We start from the raw sequence: 14,633 nt of genomic DNA on the forward strand, positions 1-14,633 counted from the left end.
CGGCGTGCCCCTCCGGGCACCACGGGTACGTGGGCCATGACACCATTGGCGGTATGACCACGCCCGTCGAGCATGAACGGACGCAGGTTGAGCCGGCAGGCGTGGAGGTCCGCGCCGAGGACAGACCATGGCAGGCCGTGGTCTGGAACGACCCGGTGAACCTGATGTCCTACGTGACGTACGTGTTCCAGAAGCTGTTCGGCTACAGCAGGGACAAGGCGACGAAGTTGATGTTGGACGTGCACCACAAGGGCCGGGCGATCGTGTCCTCGGGGACGAAGGACAAGGTCGAGGCGGACGTGGCGAAGCTGCACGCCGCCGGGCTCTGGGCGACCATGCAGCGCGCGTCGTGAGGAAGTGGACCCGCGACGGGGAGGTCGTCGTCGGCCGGTTCGACCGCCAGGAGGCGGCGGTGGTCCGCGGTCTGGTCAGCCAGATCCAGGACATGCTGCTGGCGCGCGCCGACGAGGCCCCGCAGGACGAGCTGTCCGAGCTGACCGGCATCCGCACCGGGCCGTCGACGGCGCCGGACGACCCGATCCTCGGCCGCCTGCTGCCCGACTTCCACCGGCTCGACCCGGACGCGCCCGACCCCGGTGACCTCGACTCCGCCGCGGCCCTGCGCTCGCTGCACGAGCCGGAGCTGCTGGACCTCAAGACCGGGACGGCGGGTGTCGTGCTGGACACCTGCCCGCCCGAGGGCGGTGAGGTCCGGCTGCTGCCCGAGCAGGCCGAGGCGTGGCTCGCGTCGATCAACGACGTGCGGCTGGCACTGGGCACGGCGCTGGACGTGAACGAGGACATGCCGGACGAGCTGCCGCCCGACGACCCGCGCTCCCCGCACCTCGGCGTCTACCACTGGCTGACCTGGGTGCAGGAGACGCTCATCGAAGCCGTCATGTCGTGATCCCCGGCGTGGTCGTCGGCCGCGACGGCGGGGTCACCGTCGTGCTCGTGCCCGAGGGCGCGGTGGCGGGTGTGGACACCCGCGGGGCGCCGACGGGCACGCGGGAGCTGGACCTGCTCGACCCGCCGAACCTCGTGCGGGAGGTCCACGCCGTGTGCGTGGTCTCCGGCGGTCCGCTGGGACTCGCGGGCGCCGACGGCGTGGTCCGCTGGCTCGCCGAGCGCCACCGCGGCCTGCCCGTCGGCACCGAGCCGCACGAGGTCGTGCCGCTGGTGCCCGCCGCGGCCGTGGCCGACGGCCCGCCGTCGACCTCCGCCGAGGGGTACGCGGCCTGCTCGGCGCCGGTCGACCTCGGCGCGTCCACCGCGGTGGGCGAGCACACCGTGGCCGGGTTCGCGCTGGCCGGGGTGGCGGTCGTCGTGACCGACGCGGTGCTGACCAAGGCCGAGTGCCGCCGCCTGGCGATGTCCGGCCACGACGCCCTGGTCCGCGCGGGCCACCGGGGCCCGGCGACGGTGTTCGCGCTCGCCACCGGACGCCGCGAGCTCGCCTCCCCGCTCGACCTCGACGGGCTGTGCACCGCCGTCTCCGACGTGCTCGAACCGGTGTAGTGCGGGTTCTCACACGGTAGGACGCCTTCCGCCACCACGTAGGATGGAGGCGTGTTGGTGATTCGTCGTGACCTGGTGGACGCGATGGTGGCGCACGCCCGTCGTGACCACCCCGACGAGGCGTGCGGCCAGATCGCCGGGCCCGAGGGCTCCGACCGCCCCGAGCGGTTCGTCCCCATGCTCAACGCCGAGCGCTCGCCGACCTTCTACCGCTTCGACGCGACCGAGCAGCTCAAGGTGCACCGCGAGATGGAGCGCAACGACGAGGTGCCGGTGGTCGTCTACCACTCGCACACGGCCACCGAGCCGTACCCGTCGCGCACCGACATCTCCTACGCCCAGGAGCCCGACGCGCACTACGTGCTGATCTCCACCAGGGATCCCGAGGAGCACGAGCTGCGCTCGTACCGGATCGTGGACGGCGTGGTGACCGAGGAACCGGTGCAGGTGGTGGAGTCGTACATGTTCGCCCACACCGGTGTCGACGACACCCCCGACGGTTCCTGAGCGCGTCCTCGCACGTTCGTCCCCGTTGTTCCCTCCCGGAGGTTCCAGCATGGCCATCACCGTCTCCATCCCCACCATCCTGCGCACCCACACCGGTGGGCAGAAGTCCGTCGAGGCCGCGGGCACCACGCTCGCCCAGGTCATCGACGACCTGGAGGCCAACCACGGCGGCCTGAAGTCCCGCCTGGTCAAGGAGGGCTCGCTGCACCGGTTCGTGAACGTCTACGTCAACGACGAGGACGTCCGCTTCTCCGGTGGGCTCGAGGCCGCCGTCAAGGACGGCGACAACGTCACGATCCTCCCGGCCGTCGCGGGCGGCTGACCCACTGTGGCCCGGTACGACTCGCTGCTCGACGCGCTCGGCGACACCCCGCTGGTCGGTCTCCCCAGGCTCTCGCCGTCGGAGGACGTCCGGATCTGGGCGAAGCTGGAGGACCGCAACCCGACCGGCTCGATCAAGGACCGGCCCGCGCTGGCCATGATCGAGGCGGCGGAGCGGGACGGGCTGCTGACACCGGGCTGCACGATCCTGGAGCCCACCTCGGGCAACACCGGGATCGCGTTGGCGATGGCCGCGAAGCTCAAGGGCTACGGCCTGGTGTGCGTGATGCCGGAGAACACGTCGGTGGAGCGCAAGCAGCTGCTCCAGGCGTACGGGGCGAGGATCGTGTACTCGCCCGCCGCGGGCGGCTCCAACCAGGCCGTGGCGAGCGCCAAGGAGCTGGCCAAGCAGAACCCGGACTGGGTGATGCTCTACCAGTACGGCAACCCCGCCAACGCGCTCGCGCACTACAACGGCACCGGGCCGGAGATCCTGCGCGACCTGCCGGGCATCACGCACTTCGTCGCCGGGCTGGGCACGACGGGCACGCTCGTCGGCGTCGGCCGGTACCTGCGCGAGAAGAAGCCGGACGTGCAGGTCATCGCCGCCGAACCGCGCTACGGCGAGCTCGTCTACGGCCTGCGCAACCTCGAAGAGGGCTTCGTGCCGGAGCTGTACGACGCCTCCGTGCTCACCGGCCGCTACTCGGTCGGCTCCTACGACGCCCTGCGCCGCACCCGTCAGCTGCTGGAGTCCGAAGGCATCTTCGCGGGCATCTCCACCGGGGCCATCCTGCACGCCGCGCTCGCCGTGGCGGAGAAGGCGGCGGGTACCGGCGACCAGGCTGACGTGGTGTTCATCGTGGCCGACGGCGGGTGGAAGTACCTGTCCACCGGGGCCTACTCGGGCACGCTCGACGAGGCGTCGGAACGCCTCGACGGTCACCTTTGGGCCTGATCGTCGCGTTCGTCGCGGTTATCCTCCTCCGGTGAAGATCACCGTGCTCGGCTGTTCGGGGAGCGTGCCGGGCCCTGGTCTCCCGACGTCGGGCTACCTCGTCGAGGCCGACGGCCTCCGGCTGGTGGTCGAGCTCGGTGGCGGCACGTTCCGCAACCTCCAGCGGCACTGCTCGCCGTTCGACCTCGACGCGCTGCTGCTGTCGCACCTGCACCTCGACCACTGCGCGGACTTCGCGGCCCTCACGACGTTCCGCCGCCACCACCCCCGTCCGCCCTACGACCCGAGGGAGCGCAGGCTGCCGGTGCACGCCCCGGCTGGGGCGCCCGAACGGCTCGCCCACGCGCACGCCGCGAGCCGGGAGGACCCGGAGTCGCTGGAGGACGTGTTCGACTTCCTCCCGTTGCGGCCCGGCGCGTTCCGGCTCGGGCCGTGCACCGTCGAGGTGGCGCCGATGCGGCACATCTGCGAGGCGTACGGGTTCCGGATCGAGTGCGGCGGCCGGTCGCTGGTGTTCTCCGGCGACACGGCGGTGTGCCCGGAGCTGGTGGAGCTCGCCAGGGGAGCGGACGTGCTGCTCGCCGACACGGCGTGGGTCGACCGCGGCAGCAGGCCGGACAACCTGCACATGAGCGGCCGGGAGGCGGCGGGCGTCGCGGTCGAGGCGGGGGTGGGCCGGTTGCTGCTCACCCACGTGCTGCCCTGGTCCGACCGCGACGCCGTGCTCGCCGACGCCGCGAGCGTCTTCCCCGACCGCTCGTCGCTCGTCGAGCTGGACGGCGTCTACGACGTGTAGTTCTTACGCGGCAACGGTGTCCGACCACTCGATGTGGTGCCGCTGCTCCAGGCCGAGCATCTTCTCCGGGGTGAGGAACGTCTTCATCGCGAGCGGCATCACCAGACCCATCACGGCGCTCGCGACGGGGCCGAAACCCTTGGTGTTGTTGGTCTTCGCGGCCCGTGCGGCCACCTTCTCCACCCGCGGTCGGCGCAGCCGCTCGTAGGCGGCGAACGCGCTGGGCACGTCCGGCAGGTCGCGCAGGCACCGGGCGAGCTGCACGGCGCTCTCGGCGGCCAGCGACGCGCCCTGGCCCGAGCTGGACGACGGCGCGTGCGCGGCGTCGCCGACGAGCACCACGCGGCCGCGGTGCCAGGTCGTGACCCTCGGCAGGATCTCCATCGACCCGAACGCGCACAGCCGCGCGGGATCGGTGTGCGCCAACAGCTCCCGGCCCGGCACGTCGTCGGCGTAGACCTCGCGGAGCCGGTCGAGCCACTGCCGCGCGGGCACCGCGCGCGCTTCGGCGGAGCTCATCCTGGCCTGGTGCGGCAGGTTGCCGAACCACGACGTGCGGCCGTCGGGCTGGATCCAGTAGCCGAGGAAGGCCCGCCTGCCGAACACGAAGTAGGTGGCGTCCGGCGCGGCGGGCACCGAGATGTCGGCGGCCGCCCCGAAGTTGAGCAGCGGCACGTGCGACGGGCCCGCCGCGGCCGGGTCGATCAGCGTCCGCACGGTCGAGTTGATCCCGTCCGCGCCGACCAGCACGTCCGCGGTCGCGCTGGTCCCGTCGGCGAACCGGGCGGTGACGCCGGTCGGGCTCTCGTCCACGCCGACCAGCCGCTTGCCGTGCTCGGTCCGCACGCCTTCCGCGGCGGCGTGGTCGTGCAGCGCCCGGTACAGCTCGGAGCGCCACATCGTCCGGCTCGGCTCCAGGTCCGGCAGCGCCTCGAACTCGGCGAGCACCCGGCCCCGGCCGTTGGCCATCACGGTGCGCCGCATCGGCAGCCCGACGGCCTTGACGGCCTCCGCCGCCCCGATGGTCGCCAGCGCGTCCAGCCCGTTCGGCGCCACGGTCAGCTGCCCGCCGATCCCGTCGGCCGTGGTCGCGTACGCCTCGTACACGGTCGCGTCCACGCCCGCCTTGCGCAGCGCCAACGCCGTCACCGGGCCCGCGAGCCCGCCACCGACGACGAGCGCGGTCCTGACTCCACTCATGTCTCCCCCTCGAACATCTCCTGCCACTTCCGGACGTACTCCGGCTTCCCGAGCTGCTCGACGAGGGTCGTGACGAAGCGGATCTCGGCGTCGAGCACGGCGAGGCGGTACTCCTCCTCCACCACGAACACCCACTCCAGGCCGCCGTCGACGGAGGCCTTGACGTCGGCGCGGATCTCCTCGGTCTCCAGGGTCAGCGCGTCCCTGCGCCTGCCGAGCAGCTCGACCGCCTCGGCGGGCGGCAGCACGACCAGCAGCGACAGCGCGACCCCGAACTTCGGGAACTCGTGCTCCGGCCGGGCGACCAGGTCCCGCAGCCAGTCGTAGAGCTCGGCCTTCCCGTCCTCGGTGAGCGCGTAGATCGTCCGCTCCGGCCGCTGGGTGTCCCGGACCGTCCCGTCCTCGCTGATGAACCCGGCCTTCGCCAGCTGCTCCACGACCATGTAGAGCGAGCCGCGGGTGTACTTGATGTTGCGGCCCTTGTCCTGCAGCGTCAGCCGCCGCCCGATCTCGTACGGGTGCAGGGGCCCCATCAGCAGCTGGGCGAGCACCGCCAGCGCGAGCGGGTTCGACACCTTGCGCCTCTTCGCCACGACATCCTCATCTCGTAGTCAGGATCGACTATCCATGCTCGACTAGTCAGTGTCAACTATTTTGAACCGCGCGCTCGTCCGCGGGACGGGCAAGGGGGAGCGGTCAGCCCGCGAACGCGCTCGACGGCAGGCCGACGCCGACACCGGGCAGGACCAGCACGGAGCCGGACAGCGGCCGGGCGGCCAGCGCGCCCTCGTCGAGACCCGTCCGCGCGGACGTCACGTACAGGTCGGTGTAGTCGTCACCGCCGAAGCAGCACGCGGTGGGCTGGTCGACCGGCAGCGGGATCTCGCGGTCCAACCGGCCGTCGGGGGTGTACCGGCGCACCGCGGCCCCGCCCCACAGCGCCACCCAGACGCAGCCGTCGGCGTCCACGGTCAGGCCGTCCGGGCCACCCGCGGTGCCCTCGATCGCGCACAGCGGCCGCCGCGCCTTGGCCTCGCCGGTCTCGACGTCGTAGTCCAGGACGTCGATCCGCTTCTCCGGGGTGTCGATGTAGTACATCAGCGTGCCGTCGGGGCTCCAGCCGATGCCGTTGCTGATGGTCACCTCGTCCAGCACCACCTTCGCGGCGCCGGTCGGCTCCACGCGGGCCAGCCAGCCGCCGCCCGCGCCCTCGTCGTAGCGCATGGTGCCCGCCCACAGCCTGCCCGCGGCGTCGACGGCGGCGTCGTTGCCGCGCACGCCGTCGCGCGCCCAGTAGACGAGCCACGTCTTGGTGCCGTCGCGGTCGACCAGCGCGACGCCCTCGGCCAGGTTCAGCACCAGCCCGCCCATGACCCGCGGCTTGGCCGCCCCGACGTGCTGGGGGACGGTCAGCACCGCGTCGTCGTCGCGCGAGGGCGCGTAGCGGTGCACCTCCCCGGCCAGGATGTCCACCCACAACAGGGTGGAGCTCGCCCGGTCCCAGGTAGGTCCTTCGCCCAGTTCGGCCTGGATGCGCACCGCTACGTCGATCGACACGGGCCCACCTTAGGCGGACCTGCCCTTTTTCCCCGCGCCGCACGTAACCTGGTGAGGTGGACTCGACACGGGTGCAGGCTCCGAGGCAGCTCTCCAGGCGGATCATCCCGCCGCAGCCGCTGCTGTCCGCGGCGGTCGTCGCGGGTTTCGTCGGGCTGCTGTTCGTGATCGAGGCGGTGGACACCGCGCTCGGGCACACGCTCGACGGCGACGGCGTGATCCCGCGCGACTTCAGCCAGTGGGACAACCTGATCTGGTACCCGCTGCTGCACGGCGGCTGGAGCCACCTGACCGGCAACGCGGTCCCGCTGCTGATCCTCGGCTTCCTGGCGACCTCGGGCGGGCTCAAGCAGTTCTCGCAGATCACGGTCGTCATCTGGCTGACCAGCGGGCTGGGCGTCTGGATCTTCGGCTCGCCCGCGAGCCACATCGGCGCGTCCGGGCTGATCTTCGGCTACCTGGCGTTCCTGCTGGTGCGCGGCATCTTCGCGCGCAGCCCGCTGCAGATCCTGGTGGCCGTCGCGGTGTTCACCGCGTACGGCTGGGCGCTGTGGGGCGTGCTGCCCGGCCAGCCCGGGGTGTCCTGGGAGGGCCACCTGTTCGGCGCGCTCGGCGGCATCCTGGCCGCGTGGGGCGTGGCCAGGGACGCGCGCCGCGTGCCCGCCGCGCCGCCAGCTAGCCTCGGGATGTGACTTCAGCGGACGACCCGATCGGCATCTTCGACTCCGGTGGCGGCGGGCTCACCGTCGCGCGGGCGATCATGGAACAGCTGCCCGCCGAGCGGATCCGGTACATCGGCGACACCGCGAACGGCCCGTACGGCCCGCTGCCGATCGCCGAGGTCCGCAAGCACGCGCTGGCGCTGGCCGACCGGCTGGTGGCCGACGGCGCCAAGATGATCGTGATGGCCTGCAACACCGCGTCCGCGGCCTGCCTGCGCGACGCCCGCGAGCGCTACGACGTGCCCGTGGTCGAGGTGATCGTCCCGGCCGTGCGGCGCGCGGTCACCACCACCCGCACCGGTCGGATCGGCGTGATCGGCACCGTCAGCACGATCAACTCCGGCGCCTACCAGGACTCCTTCGCCGCCGCCCGCGACGTCGAGGTGACCGCCGTGGCGTGCCCGCGGTTCGTCGACTTCGTCGAGCGCGGCACCACCTCCGGCCGCCAGGTGCTCGGGCTGGCGCAGGGGTACCTGGAGCCGTTGCAGCAGGCCGACGTCGACACCCTCGTGCTCGGCTGCACGCACTACCCGCTGCTGACCGGCGTCCTCCAGATCGTGATGGGGGAGCAGGTCACGCTCGTGTCCAGCGCCGAGGAGACGGTCAAGGACGTCATGCGGGTGCTCACCGAGCGCGACCTGTTCCGCGAGGGCGAACCCGACCAGCTGTTCAGCTGCACCGGCCCGCTGGCCCCGTTCACCAAGCTGGCCAGGCGGTTCCTACCCCAACTGGGTGTCACTTCGTTTCACACCACGGGGTGACGTGCGAGGCTCGCACGCGTGCTCCTGACCATTCTCGGCTGCTCAGGCGGCTTACCCGGACCCGACGCCGCCGCGTCGGGTTACCTCCTCGAGGCCGACGGCTTCCGGCTCGTCGTCGACCTCGGCAGCGGCGCGCTCGCCGCGCTCCAGACCCGGTGCGACGCGTTCGAGGTCGACGCGCTGCTGCTGTCGCGCCTGTGCCCCGACCACTGCAGCGACCTCACGGCGCTGACCGTGCTGCGCCGCTACCACACGCACCCGCCCTACGACACGACCGCGCGCCGGCTGCCCGTGCACGCCCCCGGCGAGGCGCCGGACCGGTTCGCCAGGGCCTACGCCGAGAACGCCGACGAGCTGGCGCGGACCGACCTGTCGGACGTCTTCGACTTCCGGCCGCTGGACGACGGCACCATCCACATCGGACCGTTCGAGGTCGTCGCCGCCCGCGCGGGCCACGGCCGGGCGTTCGGCTTCCGGATCACGGCGGGAGCGGCGTCGCTGGCCTACCCCGCGCTCAGTCCCGTGCTGCCCCTCGCGGCCGGGGTCGACCTGCTGCTGGCCGAGGCGGGCCGCACCGGCTGCCCGGTCGGCAGCTCGGCCACCGCCGCGGGCGTCCGCAAGGTCCTGCTCACGCACATCGAGCCGTGGACCGACCCGCAGACCGTGCTCACGCACGCGCGCGCCGGGTTCACCGGTCCGGTGGAACTCGCCCGGCAGGGGCGCAGCTACCGGATTGGCTAGCGGGCCCGGTGGGTACTCCAGCTACCCACCACATGGAGGACGAAACATGGCTACCGATGTCGTCGAGCTGATCCTGGCCGACCACCGCCGGTTCGAAGAGCTGTTCCGCGAGCTGCGGGACCGCACCGCCGACCGCACCGCCCTCCTGGGCGACCTCGCCGAGCTGCTCGTGGCGCACGCGGAGGCGGAGGAGTCGAAGGTCTACCCGGCGCTCAAGCGCTACAAGCAGGTCGACGACCACGAGGTCGACCACGGCGCCGAGGAGCACGCCGAGGGCCACCAGGCGCTGCTCGCGCTGATGGAGGTCTCCGACACCGAGTCCGAGGAGTGGGAGGACAAGCTCGAGGAGCTGGTCGAGGCCCTCAACCACCACGTGGACGAGGAGGAGCGGACCATCCTCAACGACGCCCGCGAGCAGGTCGCCGAGGAGCGCCGCGCCGAGCTGGGCAAGGACTTCGTCGAGGAGCGCCAGGAGCGCATCGCCGACGGCTGCGGCGACATCGAGTACGTCCGCAGGCTGGCCAAGGCCACCGCCGACCGGATCGACTAGCTTCGGCGGTGTGTCGAACGTAGAGGTGCGCCGGGTCGGTCAGCACAGCTTCGTCGCGTCCAACGGGCGCGGCGCCGAGGTCCGGATCGGGCGCAAGGACCAGGACGGGTCCTTCAGCCCGGTCGAGCTGCTGCTGGCCGCCGCGGCGGGGTGCGCCGCCGTGACGGCCGAGACGCTGATCACCCGTCGGGCGGGCGAGTTCACGGCGCGCGCCGACCACGTGCAGGCCGAAGGCGCGCACGAGGTCGGCACCGTGCCGGTGTCGCTGGACTACGACCTGTCCGGGTTGGACGACGCCCAGCGCGCGGCGCTGGAGTCCGTGGTGCGCCGAGCTGTCGACCAGCTGTGCACGGTCACGCGCACGCTGAAGCGCTCGGCCACCACGCCCCTGTCGCTGCCCTAGGACCTGTCCTCGGCGGGCGGTCCGGGGGCAGCCGCCCGCTGCCCCGCCTTGACGACGGAACTCCCCGGCAGCGGTTCGTGGTCCCGTACTAGCCGGCGCCGACGCCGTCCCACACGGCCGTGGCGCCGCTGTGTCCGATCCGGACGGTCTCCACCGTGCTCGCGACGCCCGCGAGCACCACCAGCACCGACATCGCGATCGCGATGCGCCGCCACGTCTTCGGGACGTCCGGCGACTCCGCCGCGGCCGTGCGCTCGCGGTCGGCGAGGCGGCCCGCGACCACCAGCAGCACCACGGCCACCAGGAAGCCCAGCGCGAACGGCAGCAGGTCGTTGCCCAGCTCCGCGTGCTTCGCGATCAGCGGGTTGTCCAGGTTCTCCAGCTTCTTCTGCAGCTGCTCACCGGCCTCCTGGGCCAGTGGGACCGCCCCCACGCCCGCCACGGTCAGCGCGAGCACGGGCCAGGCGTACTTGCGCCGCCACTGCGGCCGGACCGCCAGCGCGATCGCGCCCACCGCCGCCAGCGGCAGCAGGACCACCACGGCGTGGACCAGAAGGGGGTGCGCCGGTATCCCGTCGAGCGTCACCAGGTCGTCTGCGAGTGCCATGCCTCTCCCTACGCCGGTGGGCCGTCCCTTGGTTCACCTGGCGAGCACCTTAGGGTAGTGACGTGCTGAGGACCGATGGCAGGAACGACGACGTGCTGCGCGACATCCGGATCACCCGCGGCTACCAGCAGTGGCCTGCTGGCTCCGTGCTGGTGGAGTTCGGCAACACCAGGGTGCTGTGCGCCGCGAGCGTGACCGAGGGCGTCCCGCGCTGGCGGGCGGGCTCCGGGCTGGGGTGGGTGACGGCCGAGTACGCGATGCTGCCGTCCGCCACGCACAGCCGCAGCGACCGCGAGTCCGTGAAGGGCAGGATCGGTGGCCGCACCCACGAGATCAGCAGGCTGATCGGCCGCTCGCTGCGCGCCTGCATCGACCTCGCCGCTCTCGGCGAGAACACCATCGTGATCGACTGCGACGTCATCCAGGCCGACGGCGGCACCCGCACCGCCGCCGTGACCGGCGGTTACGTGGCGCTCGCCGACGCCATCACGTGGCTCGGCGCCGCGGGCCGCCTCGCCGACCCCAAGCCGTTGGCGTGCGCCGTGTCGGCCGTCTCGGTCGGCGTTGTGGACGGTCGCGTCCGGCTGGACCTCCCGTACGAGGAGGACTCGCGGGCGGAGGTCGACATGAACGTCGTCGCCACCGACGCGGGCACGCTCATCGAGGTCCAGGGCACCGGCGAGGGCGCCACCTTCGCCAGGTCCACTCTGGACAAGATGCTCGACTTCGCCCTCGCGGGCTGCGCCGAGCTCAACCGCCTCCAGGCCGAGGCGCTGGCCAAGCCCTACCCCGGCGTCCTCCCCGAGCCCAAGCCGAAGAAGTCCCGGTCGTGACCCGCCTCCTGCTGGCGTCCCGCAACGCCAAGAAGCTGGCCGAGCTGCGCCGCATCCTCGCCGCCGAGGGTCTCGACGGCATCGAGGTCATCGGCCTGGACGACGTGCCCGAGTTCCCGGAGGCCCCGGAGACCGAGCCGACGTTCGAGGGCAACGCCCTGGCCAAGGCCCGCGACGCCGCCGCCGCGACGGGCCTGCCGTCCGTCGCCGACGACTCCGGCATCGCCATCGACGCCCTCAACGGCATGCCCGGCGTCCTGTCGGCCCGCTGGTCCGGCGTCCACGGCGACGACCAGGCCAACGTCGACCTCGTCCTCAGCCAGCTCGGCGACGTCCCCGACGACCGCCGCGGCGGCGGCTTCGTGTGCGCCGCCGCACTGGTCGTGCCCGGCGGCGAGTCGACGGTCGTGCGCGGCGAGTGGCGCGGCACCATCGCCCGCGGCATGACCGGCACCAACGGCTTCGGCTACGACCCGATCTTCGTGCCCGAGGGCCACGAGGTCACCTCGGCGCAACTGAGCCCGGAGGAGAAGGACGCGCTGTCGCACCGCGGACGCGCGCTGAGGCTGCTGCTGCCGAACCTGAGGGCGTTGGCCTAGTCCGATCCTGGACGTGACCACCTGGCCCAGTTCGGCGGCCAGGGTGGTCCGGCAGACCGGTGACTCCCCCGTTCGCGGCCCAGAGGCTCGGACAGGGGAGTCACCACCGGCAAGGCGGCGTCCAGGTGGGGATCAGGCAGGAAGCTCGCGGAGCAGCTTGGCGACGTGGCCGGTCGCGCGGACGTTGTACATGGCCTTGGCGATCTTGCCCTCGGCGTCCACCAGGAACGTCGAGCGGATCACGCCGACCACGGTCTTGCCGTAGTTCTGCTTCTCGCCGTACGCGCCCCAGGCCGCCAGCACCGAGCGGTCCACATCGGACAGCAGGGGGAAGTTCAGGCCCTCGGCGGCGGCGAACTTGGCGAGCTTCTCGGGCTTGTCGGGGGAGATGCCGACGACGTCGTAGCCCGACTCGCCGAGCGTCCCGATGCTGTCGCGGAAGTCGCAGGCCTGCTTCGTGCAGCCGGGGGTGCTCGCGGCGGGGTAGAAGTAGACGACGACGGATCGGCCCAGGTAGTCCGACAGGGAGACCGGCTTGCCCTCGCTGTCGGGGAGGGTGAACGCCGGCGCCTGGTCGCCGGCGGAAAGGCGCTTCTGCTCGCTCATGCCGAAGACGCTACTCAGGCCTGGCCCTCGAAGGTCGCGCTGGGTTCCGCGTCGGCGGCGTTGGGCTCGACGGTGAGCTGCAGGTGCACCGCTTCCTTGGGCACGGCGAACGCGAGCGTGACGGTCGTGTCGCGGCCCGCGGGCAGCTCGCGCACGGCGGCGCCGATGCCGTTGAGGCCCTGCACCGAGTCGATGACCTCCTGGGCGGGCTTGCCGTCGACCACCGCGTGCACCGAGAGCTGCGCGGGGTGGTACTCGGACTTGCTGCCGTTGGAGATCGTCACGGTGAACACGGCCGTGCGCGGCGCCTGCGGGAACGCGGTCTCGCTGGGTTGCAGCGACCGGGGCTGGCCGATGGTGATCGACAGCCCGGTCGTCCACACGTGCTGCGCGCCGAACGCGGTGTACGGGGCGGCCGAGGGCGCGTCGGCGACACCACCGGCTCGCAACGCTGGGGTTTCCTTGGCCTGGGCGGCGGGCGCGCTGACGAGATCGGGGGCGCCCGCACATCCCGCCACGGCCATGGTCAGGCAGATGCCGACGGCCAGTTTGGCGAACTTCACGAACTCCCCTTTCCGCCCCGGCGGTGGGCGCGACTGCGACTGCCACCACCATGACGGTGTTTTGGGGAGTGCGGTGCGGATTCGGCCCCTTGATTCGCACCTGGTGCCTGGCTGTGGCCAAGACGTGATGACCAGCCGCCGACGGCGTGGTCGGCGCCACTGGGGGCGCCGGCCACGCCGATCGCGGCGGCGGCCGATATGTGGTGCTTCACCACGGACCCGGAGGTCCGCCAGTAAGTGAGCGCGTCGGGGGGCGTGCGCGCTCACTGGGGTCATCGCGCGTCGTGCGGCAGGTGCTACACCCTTCTGGCGGATTCACCCGTTCGGGTTAGTTGAGTAATCCTCACATCAGACGGTGACCGGATGACCCGCCAGCTCGCTGATGAGCTCGTAGGACCGGATCCGGTCGGCGTTGGAGTGCACCATGGTCGTGATCATGAGCTCGTCGGCCCGCGTGTCGTCGAGCAGCTTGGCCAGCCCGGCGTCCACGGTCTCCGGGTCGCCGATGACCATCGACGACGCCCTGTCCTCGATGAACATCCGCTCCAGGTCGCTGTAGGGGTACTCGGCGGCCTCCTCCGGCGTGGGGAACAGGCCGGGGTTGCCGCTGCGCAGCCGCAGGAACGACAGCGCGGCCGGACCGGAGATCCACCGGGCGTGCTCCATCGTGTCGGCGGCCATCACGGCGGCGCAGATCATCGCGTAGGGCTCGCTCAGCACGGCGGACGGCTTGAAGTTCTGCCGGTACAGGGCCAGCGCGGGCAGCGTGTTCTCCGCGCTGAAGTGGTGGGCGAACGCGAACGGCAGGCCGAGGATGCCCGCGACCTGGGCGCTGTAGCCGCTGGACCCGAGCAGCCACACCGGCGGCCTGTTGCCGGGGGCGGGCACGGCGCTGATGTCCTCGGTGCCCTCGAAGTACCCCATCAGCTCGGTCAGCTGCTGCGGGAAGTCCTCGGCGGACATCACGCCGGAGGAGCGGCGCAGCGCGCGGGCCGTCTTCTGGTCGGTGCCGGGCGCGCGGCCGATGCCGAGGTCGATGCGGCCGGGGTGCAGGGCGGTGAGCGTGCCGAACTGCTCCGCGACGACGAGCGGCGCGTGGTTGGGCAGCATCACGCCGCCGGAGCCGACGCGCAGCGTGCTGGTCGCCGAGGCGACGTGCCCGATGAGCACGGCGGGCGACGAGCTGGCGACGCCGGGCATGCCGTGGTGCTCGGCCAGCCAGAACCGCTGGTACCCGAGGTGCTCCACCCGCTGGGCGAGCTCGGTCGTGTTCCGCAGCGCCGCGGTCGCGTCCGAGCCGCTGCCGATGACGGCCAGGTCTAGTACGGACAGCGGGACGTCGCGGAGTCTGCTCATACAACGAGCAACCACGCACGGGCGGAGGAATTCCC

At 72.2% G+C, this 14,633-nt stretch carries 21 protein-coding genes; 14 read left to right on the forward strand and 7 right to left on the reverse strand.

Annotated elements, in window-relative coordinates:
- The first annotated feature begins 53 nt into the window (after positions 1-53).
- Genes clpS through CLV43_RS37800 form a run of 7 tightly spaced genes read left to right on the forward strand, consistent with a single transcriptional unit; the run spans position 54 to position 4,100 of the window.
- Positions 54-353, forward strand: a complete 300-nt coding sequence (clpS, locus tag CLV43_RS37770; RefSeq protein ID WP_106193709.1) for an ATP-dependent Clp protease adapter ClpS — start codon at positions 54-56, stop codon at positions 351-353.
- Positions 350-907, forward strand: a complete 558-nt coding sequence (locus CLV43_RS37775) for a DUF2017 domain-containing protein (RefSeq protein WP_106193710.1) — start codon at positions 350-352, stop codon at positions 905-907. The genes clpS and CLV43_RS37775 overlap by 4 nt, the downstream gene beginning before the upstream one ends.
- On the forward strand, positions 904-1,518 hold the full coding sequence (locus CLV43_RS37780) for a P1 family peptidase (protein ID WP_106193712.1): 615 nt from the start codon (positions 904-906) through the stop codon (positions 1,516-1,518). Before CLV43_RS37775 ends, CLV43_RS37780 begins: the two co-directional genes overlap by 4 nt.
- A gap of 51 nt (positions 1,519-1,569) precedes the next feature.
- Positions 1,570-2,025: a M67 family metallopeptidase gene (locus CLV43_RS37785; protein ID WP_281262196.1), complete on the forward strand. Its 456-nt coding sequence runs from the start codon at positions 1,570-1,572 to the stop codon at positions 2,023-2,025.
- A gap of 49 nt (positions 2,026-2,074) precedes the next feature.
- Positions 2,075-2,347: a MoaD/ThiS family protein gene (locus CLV43_RS37790; protein WP_106193713.1), complete on the forward strand. Its 273-nt coding sequence runs from the start codon at positions 2,075-2,077 to the stop codon at positions 2,345-2,347.
- Positions 2,348-2,353: 6 nt separating this feature from the next.
- Positions 2,354-3,304, forward strand: coding sequence for a PLP-dependent cysteine synthase family protein (locus CLV43_RS37795; protein ID WP_106193715.1), 951 nt, complete (start codon positions 2,354-2,356; stop codon positions 3,302-3,304).
- A gap of 31 nt (positions 3,305-3,335) precedes the next feature.
- Complete coding sequence (locus CLV43_RS37800; protein ID WP_106193716.1) at positions 3,336-4,100, forward strand: MBL fold metallo-hydrolase; 765 nt, start codon at positions 3,336-3,338, stop codon at positions 4,098-4,100.
- Between the two features lie 3 nt (positions 4,101-4,103).
- Here the strand turns inward: CLV43_RS37800 and CLV43_RS37805 are convergent, their stop codons facing one another.
- The 3 genes from CLV43_RS37805 to CLV43_RS37815 all read right to left on the reverse strand — a co-directional run bounded on the left by CLV43_RS37805 (position 4,104) and on the right by CLV43_RS37815 (position 6,857).
- The gene (locus CLV43_RS37805) at positions 4,104-5,300 is read right to left on the reverse strand and encodes an FAD-dependent oxidoreductase (RefSeq protein WP_106193718.1); all 1,197 of its coding nucleotides are present in this window, start codon (positions 5,298-5,300) and stop codon (positions 4,104-4,106) included.
- A complete protein-coding gene (locus CLV43_RS37810) occupies positions 5,297-5,893 on the reverse strand; it encodes a PadR family transcriptional regulator (protein ID WP_106193720.1) in 597 nt (198 codons plus the stop codon). Before CLV43_RS37810 ends, CLV43_RS37805 begins: the two co-directional genes overlap by 4 nt.
- A gap of 103 nt (positions 5,894-5,996) precedes the next feature.
- Positions 5,997-6,857, reverse strand: a complete 861-nt coding sequence (locus CLV43_RS37815) for an SMP-30/gluconolactonase/LRE family protein (protein WP_106193722.1) — start codon at positions 6,855-6,857, stop codon at positions 5,997-5,999.
- 56 nt (positions 6,858-6,913) lie between these two features.
- Between CLV43_RS37815 and CLV43_RS37820 the strand changes: the two genes are divergently transcribed.
- Genes CLV43_RS37820 through CLV43_RS37840 form a run of 5 tightly spaced genes read left to right on the forward strand, consistent with a single transcriptional unit; the run spans position 6,914 to position 10,034 of the window.
- Positions 6,914-7,549 carry a rhomboid family intramembrane serine protease gene (locus CLV43_RS37820; protein ID WP_245887275.1) on the forward strand — a complete coding sequence of 212 codons (636 nt, stop codon included), beginning with the start codon at positions 6,914-6,916 and terminating at the stop codon, positions 7,547-7,549.
- Positions 7,546-8,340, forward strand: coding sequence for a glutamate racemase (murI, locus tag CLV43_RS37825; protein WP_106193723.1), 795 nt, complete (start codon positions 7,546-7,548; stop codon positions 8,338-8,340). The genes CLV43_RS37820 and murI overlap by 4 nt, the downstream gene beginning before the upstream one ends.
- Positions 8,341-8,358: 18 nt before the next feature.
- Positions 8,359-9,081 carry an MBL fold metallo-hydrolase gene (locus tag CLV43_RS37830; RefSeq protein ID WP_106193725.1) on the forward strand — a complete coding sequence of 241 codons (723 nt, stop codon included), beginning with the start codon at positions 8,359-8,361 and terminating at the stop codon, positions 9,079-9,081.
- Positions 9,082-9,127: 46 nt separating this feature from the next.
- Positions 9,128-9,631: a hemerythrin domain-containing protein gene (locus tag CLV43_RS37835; protein WP_106193727.1), complete on the forward strand. Its 504-nt coding sequence runs from the start codon at positions 9,128-9,130 to the stop codon at positions 9,629-9,631.
- A 10-nt stretch (positions 9,632-9,641) separates the two neighbouring features.
- Complete coding sequence (locus CLV43_RS37840; RefSeq protein ID WP_245887276.1) at positions 9,642-10,034, forward strand: OsmC family protein; 393 nt, start codon at positions 9,642-9,644, stop codon at positions 10,032-10,034.
- A gap of 88 nt (positions 10,035-10,122) precedes the next feature.
- Here CLV43_RS37840 and CLV43_RS37845 read toward each other — a convergent pair whose 3' ends face one another.
- Entirely contained in the window at positions 10,123-10,641 is a 519-nt protein-coding gene (locus CLV43_RS37845; RefSeq protein ID WP_106193729.1) for a DUF2231 domain-containing protein, read from the reverse strand.
- 62 nt (positions 10,642-10,703) lie between these two features.
- Here CLV43_RS37845 and rph point away from each other — a divergent pair, with 62 nt between their 5' ends.
- Complete coding sequence (gene rph, locus CLV43_RS37850) at positions 10,704-11,474, forward strand: ribonuclease PH (RefSeq protein WP_106193731.1); 771 nt, start codon at positions 10,704-10,706, stop codon at positions 11,472-11,474.
- Positions 11,471-12,073: an RdgB/HAM1 family non-canonical purine NTP pyrophosphatase gene (gene rdgB, locus CLV43_RS37855; protein ID WP_106193732.1), complete on the forward strand. Its 603-nt coding sequence runs from the start codon at positions 11,471-11,473 to the stop codon at positions 12,071-12,073. Before rph ends, rdgB begins: the two co-directional genes overlap by 4 nt.
- A gap of 132 nt (positions 12,074-12,205) precedes the next feature.
- On the opposite strand, the gene bcp is transcribed toward rdgB, so the two are convergent.
- The 3 genes from bcp to CLV43_RS37870 form a co-directional block, all read right to left on the reverse strand.
- Positions 12,206-12,679 (reverse strand): thioredoxin-dependent thiol peroxidase, encoded by a 474-nt coding sequence (gene bcp, locus CLV43_RS37860; protein ID WP_106193734.1) that lies wholly within the window; start codon positions 12,677-12,679, stop codon positions 12,206-12,208.
- A gap of 14 nt (positions 12,680-12,693) precedes the next feature.
- Positions 12,694-13,242 (reverse strand): hypothetical protein, encoded by a 549-nt coding sequence (locus CLV43_RS37865; RefSeq protein ID WP_106193735.1) that lies wholly within the window; start codon positions 13,240-13,242, stop codon positions 12,694-12,696.
- Positions 13,243-13,590: 348 nt separating this feature from the next.
- Positions 13,591-14,598, reverse strand: a complete 1,008-nt coding sequence (locus tag CLV43_RS37870; protein WP_106193737.1) for an LLM class flavin-dependent oxidoreductase — start codon at positions 14,596-14,598, stop codon at positions 13,591-13,593.
- Positions 14,599-14,633: the final 35 nt, after the last annotated feature.

Origin of the sequence: Umezawaea tangerina, assembly GCF_003002815.1 — a bacterium.
GTDB classification, from domain to species: domain Bacteria; phylum Actinomycetota; class Actinomycetes; order Mycobacteriales; family Pseudonocardiaceae; genus Umezawaea; species Umezawaea tangerina.

Bases quoted from the DNA above. Each gene is read 5' to 3' on its own strand.
- bcp (WP_106193734.1), bottom strand. From the start codon at position 12,679: ATGAGCGAGCAGAAGCGCCTTTCCGCCGGCGACCAGGCGCCGGCGTTC.
- CLV43_RS37835 (WP_106193727.1), top strand. From the start codon at position 9,128: ATGGCTACCGATGTCGTCGAGCTGATCCTGGCCGACCACCGCCGGTTC.
- clpS (WP_106193709.1), top strand. From the start codon at position 54: ATGACCACGCCCGTCGAGCATGAACGGACGCAGGTTGAGCCGGCAGGC.
- CLV43_RS37805 (WP_106193718.1), bottom strand. From the start codon at position 5,300: ATGAGTGGAGTCAGGACCGCGCTCGTCGTCGGTGGCGGGCTCGCGGGC.
- CLV43_RS37790 (WP_106193713.1), top strand. From the start codon at position 2,075: ATGGCCATCACCGTCTCCATCCCCACCATCCTGCGCACCCACACCGGT.
- CLV43_RS37845 (WP_106193729.1), bottom strand. From the start codon at position 10,641: ATGGCACTCGCAGACGACCTGGTGACGCTCGACGGGATACCGGCGCAC.
- CLV43_RS37870 (WP_106193737.1), bottom strand. From the start codon at position 14,598: ATGAGCAGACTCCGCGACGTCCCGCTGTCCGTACTAGACCTGGCCGTC.